The sequence below is a fragment of the Nocardioides gilvus genome (genome assembly GCF_003194605.1).
GTDB classification, from domain to species: Bacteria; Actinomycetota; Actinomycetes; order Propionibacteriales; family Nocardioidaceae; genus Nocardioides; species Nocardioides gilvus.
The window spans coordinates 424,423-444,640 of record NZ_QHKY01000004.1 but is presented as its reverse complement, the minus strand read 5'-3'; the positions used below and the strand labels follow the sequence as shown (position 1 = coordinate 444,640).

Below are 20,218 nucleotides of genomic sequence, written 5' to 3'. Positions count from 1 at the left end.
GTGATGGCGTCGCTGGCGGGTGAGGGGGCGGAGTTGCCGACAGCGTTGGTCGCGATGAGGGTGAACGAGTAGGCCTTGCCGCGGTCCAGGTCGGGGAACTCGACGCTGGTGGCGTCGCCGGCCACGGTCTTTACCCCGGCGCCGTTGGTGCCGGTGATGGTGTAGCCGGTGAGGGCGGCACCGTTGGTGGCGGGCGCGGGCCACGACACAGTGGCGGTGCGACCGCCGAGGGTGACGGTCGGCTTGGTGGGGGTGTCGGGCTTCAGGGCCGCGATCGTGATGGCGTCGCTGGCGGGTGAGGGGGCGGAGTTGCCGACAGCGTTGGTCGCGATGAGGGTGAACGAGTAGGCCTTGCCGCGGTCCAGGTCGGGGAACTCGACGCTGGTGGCGTCGCCGGCCACGGTCTTTACCCCGGCGCCGTTGGTGCCGGTGATGGTGTAGCCGGTGAGGGCGGCACCGTTGGTGGCGGGCGCGGGCCACGACACAGTGGCGGTGCGACCGTCCAGCACCACCGTGGGTTTGGCCGGCGCAGCCGGCACACTGCTTTCCTCGGTGCATGACGGGGTGGTGCACCAAGGAGCGACACGGACCAACTCGGTCGCAGAGGACCGACCTTCTCCGATCCCGGGCCCTTCACGCGAACCCCACCAGTTCAGGCGCGCGTCAAGCATTGCACCGCCCGCCGCGCCGGTTCGAGTCCTCGACAGATCCGTCCGGCGGACCGTCGTCGGGCTCTCAGCATTAATGCCGAGGTCAACATCGTTGAAGGACGAATCGTCGACGGTCGTGGTGCCGGTGTGGGCAGTGATACCGGTGCCGCTGTGAGTGATGGTGCTGCGGTCGAGATCGATGATGGTCTCGGAGCTGTCGTTGGCGGTGGAGAGCGCGGTCGTGGCGTGGCGTAGGTGGGTGTCGAAGAGATGGACGCGGCCGCCGCGGGCAAGATAGATGCCACCATCGGCGGTGCCGCGGGTGGGAATCGTGGCGTGCCCATCGTGGTTGGTGTCACCACCGACGGTGTCATCGGCCAGCGCGGTGAGAGTTACAGGCGCAGCAGGGGTCCCGGAGATGTTGAGGGTGCCGCCATCGACGTGGAACTGATTCGGCAGGCGGCCCGTTGAGGGGGCGAACTTGACGACGCGTCCGGGGGCGATGTCTAGGGTCGAGCCAGCGGGCAGGTCGACGCGCGCCGTGACGACGTAGGTGAGGTCGCCGGTCCAGGCGATGTTGCTGGTATGCGGTCCGCCGACCTCGATGCGTCCCGTCCCGTCGAGCACGCGGGTGTCGCTGACTCTGACGGAACTGCCGTTGTAGTAAGTAGAGATCTCGGTCTCGACTCGGTTAAAAGTCGTGCCTTCGATACGAACGTTCGCGTCGCGGGCCCCAGCGTTGATGCCGATGCTGGAATCGGTGATGGTGTTGCCAACCATGGTGTGGTCATGGCCACCGAAAACCGCGATAGCGCTAGGACCTGCGTCAGCGAAGGTAGTGTCCGTGATCGTCGCGATCCCGTTGTGGACGCTGACGCCGGTGCCGCTGTGAGTGATGGTGCTGCGGTCGAGATCGATGATGGTCTCGGAGCTGTCGTTGGCGGTGGAGAGCGCGGTCGTGGCGTGGCGTAGGTGGGTGTCGAAGAGATGGACGCGGCCGCCGCGGGCAAGATAGATGCCACCATCGGCGGTGCCGCGGGTGGGAATCGTGGCGTGCCCATCGTGGTTGGTGTCACCACCGACGGTGTCATCGGCCAGCGCGGTGAGAGTTACAGGCGCAGCAGGGGTCCCGGAGATGTTGAGGGTGCCGCCATCGACGTGGAACTGATTCGGCAGGCGGCCCGTTGAGGGGGCGAACTTGACGACGCGTCCGGGGGCGATGTCTAGGGTCGAGCCAGCGGGCAGGTCGACGCGCGCCGTGACGACGTAGGTGAGGTCGCCGGTCCAGGCGATGTTGCTGGTATGCGGTCCGCCGACCTCGATGCGTCCCGTCCCGTCGAGCACGCGGGTGTCGCTGACTCTGACGGAACTGCCGTTGTAGTAAGTAGAGATCTCGGTCTCGACTCGGTTAAAAGTCGTGCCTTCGATACGAACGTTCGCGTCGCGGGCCCCAGCGTTGATGCCGATGCTGGAATCGGTGATGGTGTTGCCAACCATGGTGTGGTCATGGCCACCGAAAACCGCGATAGCGCTAGGACCTGCGTCAGCGAAGGTAGTGTCCGTGATCGTCGCGATCCCGTTGTGGACGCTGACGCCGGTGCCGCTGTGAGTGATGGTGCTGCGGTCGAGATCGATGATGGTCTCGGAGCTGTCGTTAGTAGTAGAAATCGCTGTCCGAGCGTGTCGAATCTCGGCGCCGGTGAGCAAAAGGTGGCCACCTCGTGAGACTTCCAATCCAGACCAAGACTCCGACGAGGACTTTGTGCGCGTGAGAACCACCGGGGCATTGCCGGTGCCTTGGGTCTTGAACGTGCCTAGAACGTCAAGTCGGGCATCAGTTGCGAACTCGAGTGTGACGCCCGGCTCTGCGGAGAGCACGACACCCTTTGGGATCGTCACGGGATACGGCACGCGGTAGCGCGCGACGGCACTTGTCAGGCGGGTATCGCGCGAAACCGAGGTCAGATCTACGACTCCCTCAGCATCGACGATTGCGACGTCCTCTGAGACTGAGGTGCTGCACGAGTCCGTTGACACGATCATCGTGATGTGGCGGAGGCCCGCGTTGTCGAAGGTCCGGGTCGCCGTGAAGCCGCTCGTCGGCGGCCTGCCATCCTGGAAGTCCCAGGCGACGCTCACCGAGCCGTCACGGGGGATTCCCGGCCCCGCCGTGACGTTGACTGGGTTCCCGATGTCGTGGCCCGAGACAGCGAACTCAAGGTCCCAGGGCGCTGGCACATGACCTCGAGCCTCAAGTGTGAACGGCTGTCCGTTACCGAGGGTGCCGCTGTAGGACTCCGCGAAGTCACCACCGCATGGATAGGACCTCGTTGCCGTCCGCCCAGACCCACCGGAGCTCCAACTCCCCGGACCGTTGGTGCCGTACGTGCTCCAGGGCTCCTCGACTTCGAAGAAGAGCGTCTGTCCCTGGCGGCGGGTCGCGATCCGACCACCGAGATGATCGACGTACATCACTCGGACGCGGACGAGCATGCCGGCAACGAGGCCGCTTACAGCGTTGATGTGCCCGGGGTCATCAAGCACCAGATGGTCGCCCGGGCGGAACGCCGAGAATGGAATTCCGTCGTCACCTGACACGCTCTCGTAGAGTTCGAGTCCGAAAAGATGAGTGCGGCCGCTGGGCTCCACCACCGCGCGCACGTTCTTGCTGCCCTCGAGCGCCTCCGCGAGCCGGGCTACAAGTCTCGTGAGTTCCGAACGCGTCTCGCCTGTGGCAGCCTCGTAGTCGAGCGCGGCTAGTTCCAGGACCTCACTCTCGCCCATCTGAAATCCCGACGCCGCCCGGGTCAGAAAGCCACCCGCCATGATGACTTCGTCCTGCCGAGTTGCAATGCCGGCGGCCGTATGGTCGAAGCCGAGACTGCGCTGGTAGTCGTAGGTATTCCGCACGATCTTGTAGTCGCGCATCACAAACAATGGCGCGGCGAGGTCGACCAACTGAGCGACCTGGGATGCCGCTTCGCTGGCAGCGTAAACGACCGGGATGACACGCGCGGGTGACCATTTCGAGGCCAGCGCCATCGACTCGAGCTCTACAAGGGTCGCCAGGGTCTCATCCTGTGCGAGGTCCGGAATGTAGCTCGCCATGCGTTTGTAGGCTTCAGCAACCTGGTCGCTGTCATCCTTTGCGCGGCCCTCGACTGCGGTTACCTTGTCGACCAAGAGCTGCACGACTGGGCCCGTGATGTCACTCGCGAGCATCAACCGCAGATCGTCATCGGCATAGGCGCCTCCAGTGAGGGTCCTAAGTCGCTCGACGTAGGCCTCGGCGGTGTTGCTGTACGGCTCGACATGAGTCTCTGAGACAATCGTTGTGGCCTCGGCGGCAGACGGTGTAAACGTGCCACCGAGCGCGATGGTTAGCATCGCGACAACCAGGCCCGCAATAGTTCGCCTCATCGACAGGCCCTCCCGAGCCGCACAGGTTCAGACATGTCAGGAACGAGCACTGCCGAACCAGTCTTCCGCCCGCCCGGGGGCCGGAGGTCACGTAGTTGTACTTCCCGCAGAGCGAGCCGACTCGCTCTGCTCATGGGTCCCCCCCGGGTCAGCCCGCTTGGCACCACGGTTCCTGTGGAACTGCACCATATAGGCGGGGTCGCGGCGTGCACGCCGGTTTGTGCAGTTCTTTGCCTTGCATCCGCGGTGGACGGACGTAGCTGCGACGTGGAACGGTGGGGTCTGCTAAACAGATGGGTGACACGCCAGTTGGTGCAGCAGACCCCGTCCCCTTGAACGCGCTGGCCAGGCTGGCGTCGGGATACACAGCACGTCCTGCACGTCGCAGACTAGCTTGGGCTACAGCCTCGCCCCAACGTCCAGCAGCCAGTTCGCCCTGGCCTTGACCCCGCTCCGTGGACTGAATCGCACTGGGTTGGTTGGAGTCTCCATCGTTTGGAAACGAGGATGTACTCATGCCGAAGGACACCACCCCGGGGAAGCCGACGACCCGTCGTTACAGCCACGAAGAGAAGGCCGCCGCGGTGCGGATGGTCCGGACCCTGCGCGCGGAGTTGGGCACCGAGCACGGCACGGTCCAGCGCGTCGCGTCCCAGCTCGGGTACGGCACTGAGTCTGTGCGCTCCTGGGTCCGCCAGGCCGACATCGACGAGGGGAATGTCGCGGGCCTCACCACGAGTGACGCCGCGAGGTTGAAGGCGCTCGAGCAGGAGAACCGGGAGCTGAAGCGTGCCAACGAAATTTTGAAGAGGGCAGCCAGTTTCTTCGGGGCGGAGCTCGACCGCCAGCACAAGAAGTAGCCGCGTTCATCGACGCTAACCGTGACGACGTGGTCGCGGGTCGGCGTCTGGGGGTCGAGCGCATCTGCGGTGTGTTGCAGGTGGCCCCGAGCAGCTACTGCGAGGTCAAGAACCGCCAACCCTCCGCTCGCGCTCAGCGCGACGAGGTGATGGCGCCGGTGGTGCGGCAGTTGTGGGAGGACAATTTCCGGGTCTACGGCGCGCGAGGAAGGTCTGGAAGGCCGCCCGGCGTGCCGGTCACGACGTCGGCCGTGATCAGGTCGCCCGGCTGATGCGCACCGCCGGTATCGAGGGCGTGCGGCGTAGGAAGCGGGTCCGCACCACCAAGCCAGACCCGGGTGCGCCGCGGCACCCCGACCTGGTGGGCCGCGACTTCACCGCCACCGCACCGAACCAACTGTGGGTCACCGACCTGACGTTCGTGCCGACCTGGGCCGGTGTCGCCTACGTCTGCTTCATCATCGACGCCCACTCCCGGATGATCGTGGGGTGGCGGGTCGCCTCGCACATGCGGACCACGATGGTCCTCGACGCCATCGAAATGTCCCGCTGGTCACGCGGCACCCAGCTCGACGGGCTGCGGTGTCACAGCGACGCCGGCAGTCAATTTACGTCGATTCGCTACGGCGAACGCCTCGCCGAGATCGGTGCGGTTCCCTCGATCGGCACCGTCGGAGATTCGTACGACAACGCCCTGGCAGAGACCGTGAACGGCTACTACAAGGCCGAGTTGATCCGCGGTCCCGCACGGGAGGGACGGCCCTGGAAGACGGTCGAGGACGTCGAACTGGCCACGCTGAGCTGGGTCCACTGGCACAACCACGATCGACTGCACGGCTACCTGGGCGACGTCCCGCCCGCAGAGTTCGAGGAGACCTTCTACGCTACGAAACGGACCGACCAACTCCTGGTTGGAATCCAATAGCCCGACTCTCCATCAGACCCAGTGCGGTTCACCTGCAAATCTTCGTGAGGCCGGTCTGGGGCTACGGAGTTGAAGGGACTCCTACACCCTCAAATGCGACGGGCCGGTTATGGGAGCACCGAGGAAGTACCCCGATGAGCTTCGGGAGCAAGCGATCCGGGTACTTCCCTCCGAGCCGTGCGTGCCGTATGGGAAGGGACCTATTCGCACAGTTCCATGAGCGCGCCCGTGACTATCGCGACGGCGGTGTCCATCTCGAGGGACTTCTCCTCGCTGAGAGCTGTCATGAGTTCGTCTTCAGGTACCCCGTACTCGTAGCTTTCGCAGAAGGAAGCGCCCAGTCGGACGACGGTGTTGTCCGACCAAGAGTCCAACTCGTCTTCGTGGTCAAACTCATGGGCAGTATCCAAGTAGTCGCGCTGCTGGCGTTCCGAGTATGCAATTTCCATCTCGGTCAAGTCGTCGTCCGCGAAGTACCAGTCGGAGCCATCCGACTCTGGCTCGATGAAGCCGTCCATCCGTGCTTCGTCCACGGCGCCTCCCGCCGCCAGCACCCGCCGACATTCCGCGAGAAGAGCGCCCTTCGCGGCCTCAACCTCCGGCAACAGTTCGCGCAGGCGCGGCAGCGCATCGGCACCGGTGCCCTCCGTGCCACCAACCTTGTCGTAGACAACGGACATGTCTGAAGCGGCAGTGGCGAGACCGTCCCACCGGGGATCGTTCAGTGCAGCCTCTGCGGCGAGATTCGCCGATTCGCGTGCTGAAGTGATGAAATTTGCCATTCCGTCTTCGCCCAAGGGCAGGAGACCGTTGCATACCGTGGTCGCGTCTTGGAGAGCGTTCTCCTTGTCTGCCGTCGCGACGCCGGCCGGCTCGGTCGGACCAGCCTTGGTGCACGACGCCAAGGCCGGTATGGCCAGGATCAAGACGAGCAGCACAAATGGGCGACGCTGATTACTCATGATCGTGATGCTAGCTATCGCATCTCAGGTTAGGGGCCGGTTTCGGTGGGTCCTATCGAATTGACGTGTAACCGCTGCACGTTCAGGTGGAACGCGCGATCTCGCTGCAATCAATGTGCATCAGGCGGGCCACTTGGTCGCGGCTGGTGTCGTGACCGGTGCGTCGGGCGGCTTCCGGATCTTCCGGGCGCTGTAGGCCAATAGTTGTCCTGCCACAGCTGCCGCACCATCGGCGCCAGCACCTCGTCGCGTTGGGCACGGGCCGAGGATTGGCGGCTCTTGACCTGGTAGTGGCTGCCTCAGCTCAGGCGACTCATGGGGCTTTCCACCCGCGTGCTTCTGCGCGCTTTTGCGCTAGTTCGGCCAAGCGCCCAGAGGCCGCCTGCTGGTATCTCATCGCCGCTTGGCTGGTGGAGTGGCCGCCGAGCGCCATGAGTTCGGCCAACGTCGCGCCGTGGCGAGCGGCTTCGGTCAGCGCTCCGTGCCGGAGGTCGTGGAAACGAAGGTCCTCGCGTCCGGCGAGACGACGAGCTTCGTACCAACCCCAGCCCGTGGTGTCGGGCTTGCCGCGGCGCGTCTTGGAGATTTTGCCGTAGAAGGCGCTCGGGGAGAGATGGCCACCGCCGGCGCCCGGGAACATCAGCCCCTGGGGTCCCGGCGCCGAGTGTTCCCTTCGATGTTCGACCACGGCCTCGAGGATGTCGGGTGGGATGGGCACGTCGCGGATGCCTGCCTCGCTCTTGGGCGCCTTGGCAACGACGCCGGCTGACTTGGAGCGCACGACGCTGCGGCGTACGTGGATGACAGCGTTCTTCGTGTTGACGTCCATGCGTCGGAGTTCAGCGAGTTCCCCGAAGCGGAGGGCGCAACTGTCGGCCAGGATCACCATCAGGCGGTGCTTGTCCGGCATGTTCTGGACGATCGTGACGATCTCCTCAACGGTCGCCGGCTTGATCTTGCGCTTCCCGCCTGACGAGCCGCCCCCGGAGATCCCGCACGGGTTGTATGGGATGAGGGGTGAGCCGTTGTTCTTCGTGGGGTCGGCCGCAGTGCGCATGATCGCGCGCAACAAAGAGTAGGCGTGTGCCTGGTAAGTCGGCCTGTCCACGCTGTCGTACCACTGTGCAACCGACTCGGGGGAGATGTGCTTCAGTTCGACGTCCGCGAACCTGGGCAGGATGAATCGGTCCAGGAGGTCTTGGTAGTGGTCGCGTGTGCGGTCGGCCAGGGGCTGTCCCTTGACCTTTCTCTGCCCAAGCCACTGGGGGGGCATACATGGCCATGGTGGGTGAGACCTGCCTGCGCGCAGCGAGCCTTTCGGCAGGTGGCGTCCAGTCTCCTCCCGTCATCAGGCGTCGCTCGTCGACGAGCCATGCCTCGGCATCGGCCTTGGCCGCGAAACTGAAGGGTGCGTTGTGGCGCATCTGAGAGCCATCGGGCGCGAGGCGTCCGTAGGGGTCGGTGTAGCGCGCACGGTAGCGCCCACTTGGCATCTTCTCGATCGCCCCGAAGGAGCGTCTGCCGGTCCGAGCCATGGGGCTGAACCCCTTCGTTTCGTGGTCTCTACGTGGTCTAAGCGTGGTCTTAGAGAGGGTATTCGTGGTCTTCGGAGTCCACAACTGGGACACTGCGCACAGCCCTAAACATGCAGGTCAGAGCGCTTTTGCGGCTTATTTTGCACGCCCTACCGGAACGCCAGATGTCTGGTTCGAACCCAGTATCGCCCACCGCAGAACCGCAGGTCAGAGCCCCCGTCCCTGGGGCTCGACGTGTTTCCGACGGTACGAATTCGTGTGTGCGCCTGCCCCGTACAACAAAGCGGGGTGCAGGGTCCTACAGCGACCCTGCACTGCAGAGGGAGCTGAAGGGGATTTTGTGCGGTCCAACGCCGGCTCCGCCATGCGCCTCCTAGCCTGGTTCCACTGGCAAATCCTGCCGCGTCCTTAACGCACTCAAGGGCGACGCCAGCGGGCCACGCATCCAACCGCTCTGGGTAGCACAACTAGGCTGACCCGACCTATCAACGGTCTCGGGCGGGAATGGAGCAGACGATGGAACTCACGACGGAACGCACTGCACTACTGATCATCGACATGCAGAACGGGTTCCTTGCCCCGGACGGCTCGATGGCGGCGCTGGATCTGCCAATCGAAAACCTCCAGCCCGCAGTGGCAGGTTGCCGCGAGCTGGTCGACCTGGCGCACCGTGCCGACGTGCCGGTGATCTACACCCGCTACGTGTTCCAGCCCGGTCATCTTGACGCGGGCTACATGGCCACGGAGATCATCCCCGCGCTCTCCGGGAACCAAACGCTCGAACAGGGCTCCTGGGATGCGGACATCGTCGATGAACTGAAGCCCGGACCGGACGCAGTGATCATCGACAAGTCACGGCCGAGCTCGTTCTACGGGACTCGGTTGGAGCCGGTGCTGCAGAGTCTGGACATCCGCAACCTGGTGCTCGCCGGGGTCACCACCAACATCTGTGTGGAGACCACCGCTCGCGACGCCGGGCAGCGCGACTACGGCGTGCAGGTGGTCGCCGACGCGTGCGCCGAGTTCGACCCGGCCCGCCACGACCACGCCCTGAACTCGATCGGGTTCTTCTTCGGGCGGATCACCGACCTGGCGGCTGTCCGCGCCGCTTGGAACGGCAACTGAGTCAGGATCCAAGCGTCTGTCCGACAAGGGGTGTCAGCAGCTTCTCCTGCTAGGGGTTGTCGGACCCCGGGGCGGTTCAGGGTGCCATTTCCCCGGTGGGGACGCCGGTGTTGCGGTTGGATAGTTGGGTGACCACGCACGAAGAACTCGACCTGCTCATCCAGCAGGGCCACGGCGGTCCGACCAAGGAGAAGTTCGTGCGCCGCTACCTCTGGTGGGTCGACTGACCGTGGAGCAGACCCCTGGCCCGCTGGGCGACAAACGGATGAAGCTTCGGTATGCCGGTGTCTGCCGCCTCTGTGGAGCGGAGCTGCCGGCCAAGGCTGACGCCATCTACGAACGTACGGCCAAGACGGTGCGCTGCGTCGAGTGTCCGACGGACGCGCAGGCTGGCCCACTGATGATGGCCGAGGAACAACTGGTCGAGAACGCAGTTGCCGACGTGGGGGTCGCCGGGTCATCCGCGCGACGCGAGTACGAGCGCCGCAAGGCCAAGGACGAGGAACGGCTCCGTCAGAAGTGGGGCAAGTTGGGCGGGATCGCGGTCGCACTCTCGGACGAGAAGCAGACTACGAAGGCGTGGGACGTCGGCGCGGTGGGGGAGGAGCGCCTGGGTGCTCGCCTCGACGCACTCGCGTCGGAGTCGATCGCTGTCCTGCACGACCGCCAGATCCCCGGGTCGAAGGCGAACATCGACCACATCGCTATCACACCCGCTGGCATCTGGGTCATCGACGCCAAGCGCTACAAGGGAAGACCCGAACTCGTGATCGAGGGCGGCATCCTCCGGCCCAGGGTCGAGAAGGTCCTCGTCGGCCGACGCGACTGCACCAAGCTGGTCGATGGTGTCCTGAAGCAGGTCGAACTCGTGCGTGACGTCGTCGGAGACCTGCCGGTCACAGGCTCACTCTGCTTCGTCGAAGCCGACTGGCCGTTGTTCGGTGGGTCGTTCACCACCAGGGGAGTGCATGCCCTTTGGCCCAAGCGGCTCGCGAAGATGCTCGGCGAGGCGGAGGGATCGCTTGATGTCCTGGCCGTTCGCGAAGCGCTGGCCTCCCACTTCAGGGCGGCCTGACCCAATTCGGAGAGCTAGCGGCACGCGGCGATGCTTCGCCGTCTGCAACATCCGCTTCCTCCCCGACACCCTTGGCGCCACCCACCGAACAAACGATTGGCTCGCAGGCGGTCAGCCTTCACCAACAGGCTCACACGTTGACGATCCCCGCTCAGCATGACACTCTTTCTACCTAACGATCGTAAGGAAGAGTCTGTTGAAGCGGCTGGTCATGATCAACTCCGACGGCAAGTCTGCGCCGGTGAGCGGCGACCCCGGCGGCGTGACGACGGAACTGGTCGACTTGCGGCGGCGCGTCTTCGCCCGGACTCCAGCCAGACGGATCCTCACCGATCTGCTCACCCTGGACGCCGCCGAGAGTGCGCTGGCTGCCGGCGCCGACGGGATCTACGTCGACTCCTTCGCTGACTACGGGGTCACCGCCATCCGCGGCATCACCGACCGGCCCGTGATCGGTGCCGGCGAGGCCGCGTTGGCTGAGGCTGTCGGTCTGGGGACCTTCGCGGTGGTCACGGTGTGGCCGGCCTCCCTGGGATTCATCTACGACGAACGCCTCGCGGCGGTTCCCGGCGCAGCCGACGCATGCCTCGATGTCCACCACTACTCGCCCGAGGACGAACTCGATCTCGTCGGGACGGGCACCTCGGTGCGAGCGAGGATGGTCAGGCACGAGGTGGATCTGGTGGCCGACCTGATCAGGACGTGCAGAGAAGTACGTGAGCAGACTGGCGCCGAGGGCATCGTCCTCGGCTGCACGTGCATGGCTCCGGTCGCCGACGAGATCGCGGCCGGCTGCGACTTCCCGGTGCTCGACCCCGCGCGCATCGGCCTGGCCGCGGCGCGTGCCGCGGTCCTGTCGTCATCCCCGCCCGCCGACGGCGACGGAGCGCAGGCCCACGTCCGCGACCCCCTGATTGCCTCCGCGGTCGACGCCTGGCTCGAGCACACCCCCGAAGAGACCGGCGACGACTGCGTCGTCTGTGCGATCCCTTCACCCAGCAACTGATCACCCCTTCGCCCCCATCATTCGTCCGGGCAACCGGATCGGAGAGGACCATCTCGTGACCCACCTTGCCGGAGCCGAGGAACTGGCCGCGCTGCGTGAGGCAGTGCGTGCCGTCTGCGTGAAGTACGGCCACGACTACTTCGTCGCCAGCAGCTCGGACGGAAGCAACGCACGCACCTTCTGGAACGAGTTGGGCGCGTTGGGGGCCCTGGGGGTCGCTGTGCCGGAGGAGTTCGGCGGCGGTGGCCAAGGTCTGGAGGCGCTGGCGGTGGTCGCCGAGGAGATGGCAGCCAACGGGTTGCCGATGATGCTGATCGCGCTCTCGCCCGCCGTCTGCGCCACGATGATCAAGGACCACGGCTCGGCAGCGCAGAAGCAGCAGTGGCTCCCCGGGCTGGCCGACGGCAGCAAGGTGATGGCCTTCGCCATCACTGAGCCCGACGCCGGCTCCAACTCCCACAACATCTCCACGAAGGCCGTCTACGAGGACGGCGAGTGGGTGATCTCGGGCCAGAAGTACTACGTTTCCCACGTCGACAACTCCGACGCGATGGTGGTGATCGCCAATGCCGAGGGTGGCCCGGACCAACTTCCTCCCGGCCCGAAAGCCTTCCTCGTGCCGTCCGAGGTCGAAGGACTGAGCAAGACCGAGATCCAGGTCGAGATCATCTCTCCTGAGTCGCAGTTCTCGCTCTTCTTCGACCGGGTCCGGGTGCCCGCCCACGCCATCGTGGGCGGAGAGAAGGGCCTTGGTGTGCTCTTCACCGGCCTCAACCCCGAGCGCATCCTGAGTGCGGCCCTGCTCAACGGCATCAGCCGGTACGCCATCGACAAGGCGACCGCGTACGCCCGCGAGCGCGTCGTGTGGGGCGCCCCGATCGGTACGCACCAGGCCATCGCGCACCCGTTGGCACGGGCCGAGACCCGTCTGGCCGGCGCTCGGTTGCTGACCCTTGTGTCGGCCCGGGCTGCCGACCGCGGAGAGACCGGCGGCGTGGCCGCTGCGATGGCCAAGGTCGAGGCCTCCGAGACCGCCTCGATGGCCCTCGACGCCGCGATCCAGACCCACGGCGGCAACGGAATGGCACGCGAGTACGGCCTGAGCACGCTCTCCGGGCTGGTCCGCCTCTTCCGGATCGCGCCGGTGAGCACCGAGATGATGCTCAACCACATCGCGCACAAGGCGCTCCGCCTGCCGCGGTCGTACGGATGAGGTCCGGCGAGCACGGCTACGAGGTCACCGCGAGCGGTGACCTCGTGCACTTCCGTCTCGATGGGACCAAGGCGAACGCCCTGGGTGCGGAGCGGTACGCGGCCCTCACCGAGGTCGCCGCATCGCTGCGACCCGACCAGGTGCTGCTGCTCTCCTCAGCGGGGGCGAACTTCAGCGCCGGACAGGACCTACGGGAGTTCGCTGCGGCGCAAGCAGCGGGCACCGTTGCCGAGTTGCTGCGCCAAGGGACCGACGCAGTGCTCTCCGTGCTGGAGAGCCCTGCCACGGTCGTGGCGGCCGTCCGGGGCGCAGCAGTCGGGGGCGGAGCGCTGTTGGCGGCCGCCGCCGACGTCGTCCTGATGGCCGATGACTCCCGGATCCGTCTCCCCGAGCTCGAGCTCGGCATGCCGCTGGGTGCCTCGGTGTTGGAGCGCCTGGTCGGCGGACCGGCCTCCCGTCGCCTGATGCTGACCGGCGCCTGGGCCACGGCAGCGGAGGTGGCGTCGTACGGGGGCGCCCAGGTGGTCGCCAGCTCCGAGCTCGACCGGGCCGCCACCGACACCTGTGAAGCCCTGCTCGCAGCGGACCGGGGAGCTCGCGCGGCTGCTCGCGACCTCTTCGGAGACGGTGAGCGCGCCGCGGCCGCCCTCGGCTACCGCGCCGAGGTGGCGGCCACGATCGAGCGACTGGGCTGACTCAGCGCGACTGGGCTGACTCAGCGGGGCCGGCGGGTCGGGTGATCGGTTCGGTCTCCCGAGGGAGTGGGACAGCGTGGATCGCGGCGAGGGAGGCCCTCAGCCCTGGCCACGACGCCGCAGCCGCCACGATCTCGTCGCGATCGGGTCGCACACCACCGGCCTCGAGTTCGAGGACCAGCCGCGCGATATCGCTCTCGCTCGCCGCCAAAGTCGTCGTTGCGTCGTCGCTCCCTTCGCTGTCGTCGCCGCCGTGGCCGTCGCGCGACGGATCGCTGACAGCCCCGGCCTGCGACACCGGTGGGAGTCGTCGATGGTGATCGGTCACCTCTTGGAAGCGGCGCCCGAAGTCCAGGACCAATGCATCGTCATGACGCCGCCCCACCACCTGCAGCCCGACGGGAAGACCATCCACGTCGCCCACCGGGAGGGAGAGCGCCGGATGACCGGTGCCGTTCCAGTACACCGTCTGCATGGCGGCGACGACATCCCCGAAGTCGAGCGCGTCGAGTCGCGGGGCGGTGGAGCTCGCCGTCGGGCCGATCAACAGGTCGTACGTGTCGAAGAGGCCATCGACCTGGGACGCCAAGTGGGCTCGCAGTCTTGACGCGCTCACCAGATCGGCAGCGGTGACCATGACGCCGTTGAGGGTGGCCGCGCGGGTCGCCCGCGAGAAGTCGTGCCACCGAGTGGCCAGGTCAGGCAGGTGGAGTGCGTACGCCTCAGCCGACAGCGTCGTCATGGTGGCAGCGACGCCCGCGTCGTAGTGGGGAGCCCTCACCTCGACGAGATCGGCGCCCGCCGCCGACAGGGTCCCCAGAGCCTCCTGCACCACGGCCCGTACCTGTGGAGTCGCCCGCTCCATGGCATCAACCAGGACCCCGATGCGCAGTCCTTCGAGGGCGATTCGGCTGCTCAGGAGCCCCTCCTGGTCGACAGCGGGACCCGCCATTGCAGCCAGGAGGAACGCGCAGTCGTCGGCCGTACGGGCCAGGGGGCCCACGTGGTCCAGTGACCAGCCCAGCGGCAAGACACCGTCCGCAGGGACGATCCCGTACGTGGGCTTGAGGCCGGTGACGCCACACCAGGCAGCGGGCATCCGGATCGATCCAGCGGTGTCGGTCCCGACGGCACCGGCGAAAGCGCCGACTGCGACCCCGGAACCACTGCCACAACTGGAGCCACCGGTCCAGTGGCTGGCCGAGTAGGGGTTGCGGGGCAGTGGGAAGCCCTTCTCGGGGTCACTGAACCCCAGAGCGTGCTCGAGCGTCGTGGTCTTGCCGGTGATGACCGCACCGGCCTGGCGCAGGCGCCGAACCACGGTGGCGTCGGGTCCCCAGGACCCTGCAGCAACCCACGGCGAGACCAGGCTCTGCCCGGTGGTGGGAGCGTCGTGCGTGCGAACGATGTCCTTGACCCCGATCGGGACCCCCGCCAGCGGACCGACCGACTGCCCGGCCGCGAGAGCGCGGTCGACGTCGCGGGCAGCCGCGTGGGCGCGCTCGCGATCGCGGTGGAGGTAGATGCCCAGCGCGGGCTCCCACAGATCGGCTCGTTGCTCGAAGTCGGCGAGGACGGTGACTGCGTCGGTCTCCCCGGCCCGCAAGGAACGGTGGATGTCGGCAATGCCGGGGGGCGTCGTCATGCGGGACTCCTCTTGACGGTGGTGGCGACGAGGACGGTGGCCAACGCCGTCACCGCTCCGGCACCCAGGAGCACGGTGACCAGCGACGTCGAGGCCAGGACCGGGGCGGCCACGAAGGCCGAGGCACCCAGCGTGGTGAACGGCACCAGCAGCCAGGCCGCGTACAGCTCGGCCCGGCGAGTGGCCGGAGCCCAGGTGGCGAGTGAGGCCGCCGACCCGAGCAGGGTGGCCCCGGCGCCGAGCCCCAGAGTGGTGGCGCCGAGGAGCGCGAGCGGTGCGCTGGCCAGGCTGCTGCCCAGCGCCAGCAGAGCCCACCCTGCCACTGCGGTGAGGCCGCCACCGATCATGGCGAGTGGGGGAGTGAGCGCGCCGCCGGCGATCTGGCTCACTGCGATGGCGCCGAGGACGACGAAGACGAAGACCCCGCTCAGCGCGCTGCCGAACCAGCCAACCGACTGGGCCACCTCGGGACCGAAGGCACCCAGGAGACCGGTGCACACGTTGGTGACGGCCACCGCGGCGGCACAGGCGAGGAACGGCTTCCACAACTCCCGCGGGACCTTGATCGGTTGGACGAGTCGACCCCCGGGGCGTCGAGCGGTCGGCGGGGAGAGGAGGGCCAGCAGCACAGGCAGCAGCACCAGAGCGGCCACAACCAGATAGGGCGTGACCAAGGGGGCGGGCAGGGTGTCTGCGAGCAGCCCAGAGAGGAGTGGGCCGACCGCCACGCCGACGCTGATCGAGGCGGTGTTGAACCGGGAGCCCGACCCGGCACCCTTGGGGTGCAGCTCCATGAGGGCGGAGGCGGCCGCAGTGGAGACCAGGGCCACCCCGACACCCTGGACGTAGCGCCCCAGCACCATCGCCGCCGGCGATCCGGCACTGGCGAGCAGCAGCAGGGCGACGGTGAGGACCCCGCCACCGAGCAGGATGGAGCGACGCCGCCCCACCACGTCGGAGAGACCACCGAGCAGCGCCAAGCAGGTCAGCACACCGAGCGGGTAGGCGGCGAAGATGAGGCTCACGCCGGTCTCGCCGATGCCCCACCGCTCCTGGTAGAGGGGGAACAGGGGCGTGGGAGTGAAGCTGGCCAGCATCACCATGCCGGGAGCCAGGGCGGCGCTGCCGATCAGCGCCCGACTCGACTTGCCGGCCATCTTCAGGCCCGGGCGAACAGATCGAAGGTGGCGCCGTAGACCGAGGCCAGACCGAGGTGCAGCACCCCGTCGATCTCGTACCGTCCAGTCATCCGTCCGTGTTCACCGCCGGCCAGCGCCTCGGCGACCCTGTCGAGGTCGTCCACGGCGATCCGCGCCACGACCCGCGGAACGGGGTCGGCGCACCGGTCTCCACCGGGAATGGCTTCACCGAACTCCAGACGGGAGTTGGCCGACGTGGGGCCGCGGTAGAGGGCTCCCTCGAAACCTTCGCCCGGGGCAAGCTCGAGCATCTGCTCCACGCCAGGACCGTCGAAGCGTCCGCGGAAGTATTCGTGACCTCCCAGGACCTCCCGCGCGAAGACCCTGGCCTCCTCATAGCGATGGGTGAGAAAGACGGCTGCGACGACCTCGCTGGTGTCCTGCGCAGGGTCCTGGTCGAGGACACAGCGGGTGCCGCGTGGGCGGTACTGGACGAAGGCGTGGAGCAACCCGGACTCGGCCTGGACCAACATCCGTTCACGCACCGGGATGTCGGTGCCGGGCAGGGAGTAGCGAACGGCCTCGCTCACGAAGTGGGCGCCCCCGTCGGTGCACCTGTCCTCCACGGCGGCGGCATCGCGCAGGTAGAAGTCGAGGGCGTACGGCCCCTCCCGGTCCGGGCGACCGGCGGGGGAGGCAGGCGGCAGGCCCGGCACTTCCGCCAGCCGTAGCGCGCCACCGCTGGCTCCCGGCTTGGTGAGCAGCACCTCGCGGGTGACCGGGGATGGCAGATTCCACAACTGGGCCAGGCCGGGGGAAGCCTCACGGTCGTGGGTCACCTCGAAGTCCATGAGATCGCGATAGAGGTGCAGAGCCGACCCGAGGTTGTGCAGGGGCAGCACCAGCTCGTCGATGCCGTCGAACACGTCAGTAACTCCTCGGGAGGCCGGCGTCCTCGGCGATGAGGTTGCGGATCATCTCGTTGCTGATCGGGCTGAAGAGTTGGAGCCGGGCGTCGCGGAAGTACATCTGCATCGCTGACTCCTCGGCCAGGCCCATCGCGCCCATCGCCCGCATGGCCCGATCGACGATGCGAGCAGTGGTCTCGCTGGCGACCAGCTTGGCCATGCCGGCGTACGAGATGGCCTGCTCGCCGCTCTCGATCCGGGTCACGCAGGCATCGACCAGGGCGCGGGCCGCGTGGAACTCGGCGAGGCTGTCCGCCAAGGGGTGTTGGACTGCCTGGAGGGCTCCGATGGGGCGCCCGAAGGCCTCCCGCTCCTTGACGTAGGCCAGGGCGAGATCCAACGCAGCTCGTCCGATCCCGAGGCTGATCGCGGCGGCCAGGACCCGCTCGACGTCGAGTGCCTGGGAGATGATCCGCAGACCCTTGCCTCGCTCGCCGACGAGACTGGCCTCGGGAGCGAGCGCGTCGTCGAGGAAGACCTCGCACGTGCCTGCTGCACGCATGCCCGCCAGGTGGACCCGGCGCACCTGCACACCGGGCTGGTCCGTCGGTACGGCGATCAGGCTGAGTCCCCGGGCCCGACGATCCTCAGGGGCCGGGTCGGTCCGGGCCAGCACGAAGACCACCGAAGCCTCCTCGGCCAGAGAGATCCAGGTCTTCTGACCGTGCAGGTGCCACTGGCCGTCGACCAACTCTGCACGTGTGCGCAGACCTAGCAGGTCGGTGCCGGCACCAGGCTCGCTCAGCCCGAAGCTGCCCACCACTTCGCCCGAGGCGACCTGGGGCAGGAGGGCGGAGATTGCCCCGCAGGCGGGGTCGGTGAGCATCCGCATCGCCATTCCGCTGAGCACGTAGTCGACGGCGAGGCTGGGCAGTCGACGGGCGAGCTCCTCGGTGGTTGCCACGGCGTCGCCGACGGTCCCCCCGCTGCCTCCGAGCTCCTCGTCGGCAGCGATGCCCAGCAGACCGGATTCACCCAGTGCGCGCCAGGTCGTGCTTGGGAAGTCGCCGGCCCGGTCGGTCTGGAGCGCGGATTCGGCGGAGAGGTGGCGATCCAGGATCTCGCGTGTCACCTGGCGCAGCGCGGTGCGTTCCTGGGACTCCGCGTGGGGTTCGGTGCTCAGCATCGGTGCCGCCTTCTGTAAACGTCTGGTTAATGACCATTACAGGGCCGCGCACGCCCTTGCCTAACGGTCGTTCTGGCCTGATCGTATAGACCTGAGGCGTGATGTGCACGTGACGGGCGCCACTTTGCACATCTTTACGAGAAACTGTCCAAACAAATGTTCATATGGTCTTGTAGGTGTGCCGGTCGTCACATACGTTTATGTCAGACATATGTTTTCGGTCCGTTGGGCCGGAGCACGAGAGATGGAGTCGAGATGCGTACACGAGTCATTCGTCGCGTTGCCGGAGTGGCCTCACTGGCCATTGCAGCGACCACACTCGCGGCCTGCGGTAGCGGCGGGGAATCCTCAGACACGTCGTCGGACGGAGTCCTGCGACTGGCCTGGAGTTCCACGCCCACGCAGTTGGACCCGAACGTCTACACCGGCCTGACCTGGGTGCAGGCCGTTGACGGCTTCATGGAAGGTCTCGTCGACTACGACACCTCCAAGGCCTCCGGCGACTCGGTGCTCAGCACGGAAGCGCTGAAGCCGGCGCTGGCCGAGTCCTGGGAGGTCAACGACGAGGGCACGCAGTACACGTTCAAGCTCCGTGAGGGCGTGAAGAGCGAGTACGGCAACGAGTTCGACGCCGATGACGTGATGTGGTCCTTCGAGCGGATGTACTCCGACCCGGCGGCCCTCTCATCCGGAGTGCTCTTCAAGTCGGCCAACGTCGACCCCGAGGAGCCGGTCACCAAGATCGACCAGTACACCGTGCGTCTCAACCTGACGGCCCCCTCGGCCATCGCGCTCTCGGTCATGGCCTACCCGATCGACGGCATCCTCGACTCCGACGAGGTCAAGAAGAACGCCACCGACAAGGACCCTTGGGGTTCGGAGTGGCTCGCGTCGAACAGCGCCTCCTTCGGTCCGTACAAGCTCAAGACCCTGAACTCCGGCCAGGAGATCCGTCTCGAGCACAACGAGAACTACTGGGGCGAGAAGCCCGAGTTCACCGAGATCGTCGTCAAGGCCGTCCCGGACGCCTCGGCCCGTGCGCAACTGCTCATGTCGGGTGACGTGGACGCGATCAGCGAGCCCCCGATCGACCAGCTGAAGACGATCGACGACAGCGCCGACGCGGAGGTCTCCAGGCAGCCCGACGTGAACCGTCACAACCTGTCGTTCAACCTCGGCGACAAGGATCTGGCCGACCCCAAGGTCCGCCGGGCCATCAGCCACGCGATCGACCGTGATGCGATCGTGGATGCGGTGTACCAGGGCTATGCCTCGCCGGCGCGCACTCCTCAGCCGAGCGGCCTGATCACTGATCAGCCGGAGACCGGAGAGTACGACCCCGATCTGGCCAAGAAGTTGCTCGCGGAGGCCGGACACTCGAACGGACTCAAGATCGACCTGTCCTTCAACACTGCCCGCCCCGGCCCGTACGCCGAGAACCTGGCCCGTCTGGTCCAGTCTGACCTGAAGGCTGTTGGCGTCGACGCGAACGTCAAGGGCGTCGCGTCGGCTGCCGACTTCGAGGCCGCGGTCAACGACCGCTCCATGCAGAGCTACCTCTACACCGAGCGCGCCTCGCAGCCCGACGGCGGCTTCGCCCTGTTCCTCTACCTCCACAGCGCTTCGGGACTGAACAAGAGCGGCTACGACGACCCCGAGTTCGACAAGATCGTCGGCGACATCCTGGTCCTGCCGGGCGGCGCGGAGCGTGAAGCGCTGGTGGACGAAGCACTCGAGATCGTGGCGGACAACGAGCCGATCATCTCCCTCGTCGAGTTCCCCGATCTGGTCGGCATCAACTCGTCGATCGAGGGCTATGTCGCTCTCCCGACCGGCGGCATGAAGTTCGACGAACTGAAGCGAGGCTGACGCAC

13 protein-coding genes and 3 pseudogenes are annotated in these 20,218 nt (G+C 66.8%); 7 read left to right on the top strand and 9 right to left on the bottom strand.

Going from position 1 to position 20,218, the window contains the following annotated elements; all coding sequences use genetic code 11:
* A partial coding sequence (locus tag DNK52_RS13955) for a fibronectin type III domain-containing protein (protein WP_204163541.1) occupies positions 1 to 4,037 on the bottom strand: 4,037 nt, incomplete at its 3' end.
* Positions 4,038 to 4,585: 548 nt separating this feature from the next.
* Here DNK52_RS13955 and DNK52_RS13950 point away from each other — a divergent pair.
* A pseudogene (locus DNK52_RS13950) lies at positions 4,586 to 5,855 on the top strand (IS3 family transposase).
* Positions 5,856 to 6,055: 200 nt separating this feature from the next.
* On the opposite strand, the gene DNK52_RS13945 reads toward DNK52_RS13950, so the two are convergent.
* The 4 genes and pseudogenes from DNK52_RS13945 to DNK52_RS16510 form a co-directional block, all read right to left on the bottom strand.
* Complete coding sequence (locus DNK52_RS13945) at positions 6,056 to 6,817, bottom strand: hypothetical protein (RefSeq protein WP_162598782.1); 762 nt, start codon at positions 6,815 to 6,817, stop codon at positions 6,056 to 6,058.
* 85 nt (positions 6,818 to 6,902) lie between these two features.
* Positions 6,903 to 7,113 (bottom strand): annotated as a pseudogene (locus DNK52_RS16370) (IS3 family transposase); the annotation flags it as partial.
* 17 nt (positions 7,114 to 7,130) lie between these two features.
* Entirely contained in the window at positions 7,131 to 7,925 is a 795-nt protein-coding gene (locus tag DNK52_RS13940; RefSeq protein ID WP_204163540.1) for a tyrosine-type recombinase/integrase, read from the bottom strand.
* A 247-nt stretch (positions 7,926 to 8,172) separates the two neighbouring features.
* Positions 8,173 to 8,352: pseudogene (locus DNK52_RS16510) on the bottom strand (hypothetical protein); the annotation flags it as partial.
* Positions 8,353 to 8,868: 516 nt separating this feature from the next.
* Between DNK52_RS16510 and DNK52_RS13935 the strand changes: the two are divergent.
* The 5 genes from DNK52_RS13935 (at position 8,869) to DNK52_RS13915 (ending at position 13,466) form a co-directional block, all read left to right on the top strand.
* Positions 8,869 to 9,477: a cysteine hydrolase family protein gene (locus DNK52_RS13935; RefSeq protein WP_162598781.1), complete on the top strand. Its 609-nt coding sequence runs from the start codon at positions 8,869 to 8,871 to the stop codon at positions 9,475 to 9,477.
* Positions 9,478 to 9,742: 265 nt separating this feature from the next.
* Positions 9,743 to 10,552, top strand: coding sequence for a nuclease-related domain-containing protein (locus DNK52_RS13930; RefSeq protein ID WP_110241653.1), 810 nt, complete (start codon positions 9,743 to 9,745; stop codon positions 10,550 to 10,552).
* A 196-nt stretch (positions 10,553 to 10,748) separates the two neighbouring features.
* Positions 10,749 to 11,558 (top strand): aspartate/glutamate racemase family protein, encoded by an 810-nt coding sequence (locus DNK52_RS13925; protein WP_110241599.1) that lies wholly within the window; start codon positions 10,749 to 10,751, stop codon positions 11,556 to 11,558.
* A 55-nt stretch (positions 11,559 to 11,613) separates the two neighbouring features.
* A complete protein-coding gene (locus DNK52_RS13920) occupies positions 11,614 to 12,771 on the top strand; it encodes an acyl-CoA dehydrogenase family protein (RefSeq protein ID WP_110241598.1) in 1,158 nt (385 codons plus the stop codon).
* Positions 12,768 to 13,466 (top strand): enoyl-CoA hydratase-related protein, encoded by a 699-nt coding sequence (locus DNK52_RS13915; RefSeq protein WP_110241597.1) that lies wholly within the window; start codon positions 12,768 to 12,770, stop codon positions 13,464 to 13,466. Before DNK52_RS13920 ends, DNK52_RS13915 begins: the two co-directional genes overlap by 4 nt.
* A 1-nt stretch (position 13,467) precedes the next feature.
* On the opposite strand, the gene DNK52_RS13910 is transcribed toward DNK52_RS13915, so the two are convergent.
* Genes DNK52_RS13910 through DNK52_RS13895 form a run of 4 tightly spaced genes read right to left on the bottom strand, consistent with a single transcriptional unit; the run spans position 13,468 to position 18,344 of the window.
* The gene (locus tag DNK52_RS13910) at positions 13,468 to 15,111 is read right to left on the bottom strand and encodes an amidase (protein ID WP_110241596.1); all 1,644 of its coding nucleotides are present in this window, start codon (positions 15,109 to 15,111) and stop codon (positions 13,468 to 13,470) included.
* Positions 15,108 to 16,268 carry an MFS transporter gene (locus DNK52_RS13905; RefSeq protein ID WP_110241595.1) on the bottom strand — a complete coding sequence of 387 codons (1,161 nt, stop codon included), beginning with the start codon at positions 16,266 to 16,268 and terminating at the stop codon, positions 15,108 to 15,110. The genes DNK52_RS13910 and DNK52_RS13905 overlap by 4 nt, the downstream gene beginning before the upstream one ends.
* A gap of 2 nt (positions 16,269 to 16,270) precedes the next feature.
* Positions 16,271 to 17,176 carry a hypothetical protein gene (locus tag DNK52_RS13900; RefSeq protein ID WP_110241594.1) on the bottom strand — a complete coding sequence of 302 codons (906 nt, stop codon included), beginning with the start codon at positions 17,174 to 17,176 and terminating at the stop codon, positions 16,271 to 16,273.
* 1 nt (position 17,177) lies between these two features.
* On the bottom strand, positions 17,178 to 18,344 hold the full coding sequence (locus tag DNK52_RS13895; RefSeq protein WP_110241593.1) for an acyl-CoA dehydrogenase family protein: 1,167 nt from the start codon (positions 18,342 to 18,344) through the stop codon (positions 17,178 to 17,180).
* Between the two features lie 255 nt (positions 18,345 to 18,599).
* Between DNK52_RS13895 and DNK52_RS13890 the strand changes: the two genes are divergently transcribed.
* Positions 18,600 to 20,213 (top strand): ABC transporter substrate-binding protein, encoded by a 1,614-nt coding sequence (locus DNK52_RS13890; RefSeq protein WP_162598780.1) that lies wholly within the window; start codon positions 18,600 to 18,602, stop codon positions 20,211 to 20,213.
* Positions 20,214 to 20,218: the final 5 nt, after the last annotated feature.

Bases quoted from the DNA above. Each gene is read 5' to 3' on its own strand.
- DNK52_RS13945 (WP_162598782.1), bottom strand. From the start codon at position 6,817: ATGAGTAATCAGCGTCGCCCATTTGTGCTGCTCGTCTTGATCCTGGCC.
- DNK52_RS13935 (WP_162598781.1), top strand. From the start codon at position 8,869: ATGGAACTCACGACGGAACGCACTGCACTACTGATCATCGACATGCAG.
- DNK52_RS13930 (WP_110241653.1), top strand. From the start codon at position 9,743: ATGAAGCTTCGGTATGCCGGTGTCTGCCGCCTCTGTGGAGCGGAGCTG.
- DNK52_RS13915 (WP_110241597.1), top strand. From the start codon at position 12,768: ATGAGGTCCGGCGAGCACGGCTACGAGGTCACCGCGAGCGGTGACCTC.
- DNK52_RS13910 (WP_110241596.1), bottom strand. From the start codon at position 15,111: ATGACGACGCCCCCCGGCATTGCCGACATCCACCGTTCCTTGCGGGCC.
- DNK52_RS13905 (WP_110241595.1), bottom strand. From the start codon at position 16,268: ATGGCCGGCAAGTCGAGTCGGGCGCTGATCGGCAGCGCCGCCCTGGCT.
- DNK52_RS13895 (WP_110241593.1), bottom strand. From the start codon at position 18,344: ATGCTGAGCACCGAACCCCACGCGGAGTCCCAGGAACGCACCGCGCTG.
- DNK52_RS13890 (WP_162598780.1), top strand. From the start codon at position 18,600: ATGCGTACACGAGTCATTCGTCGCGTTGCCGGAGTGGCCTCACTGGCC.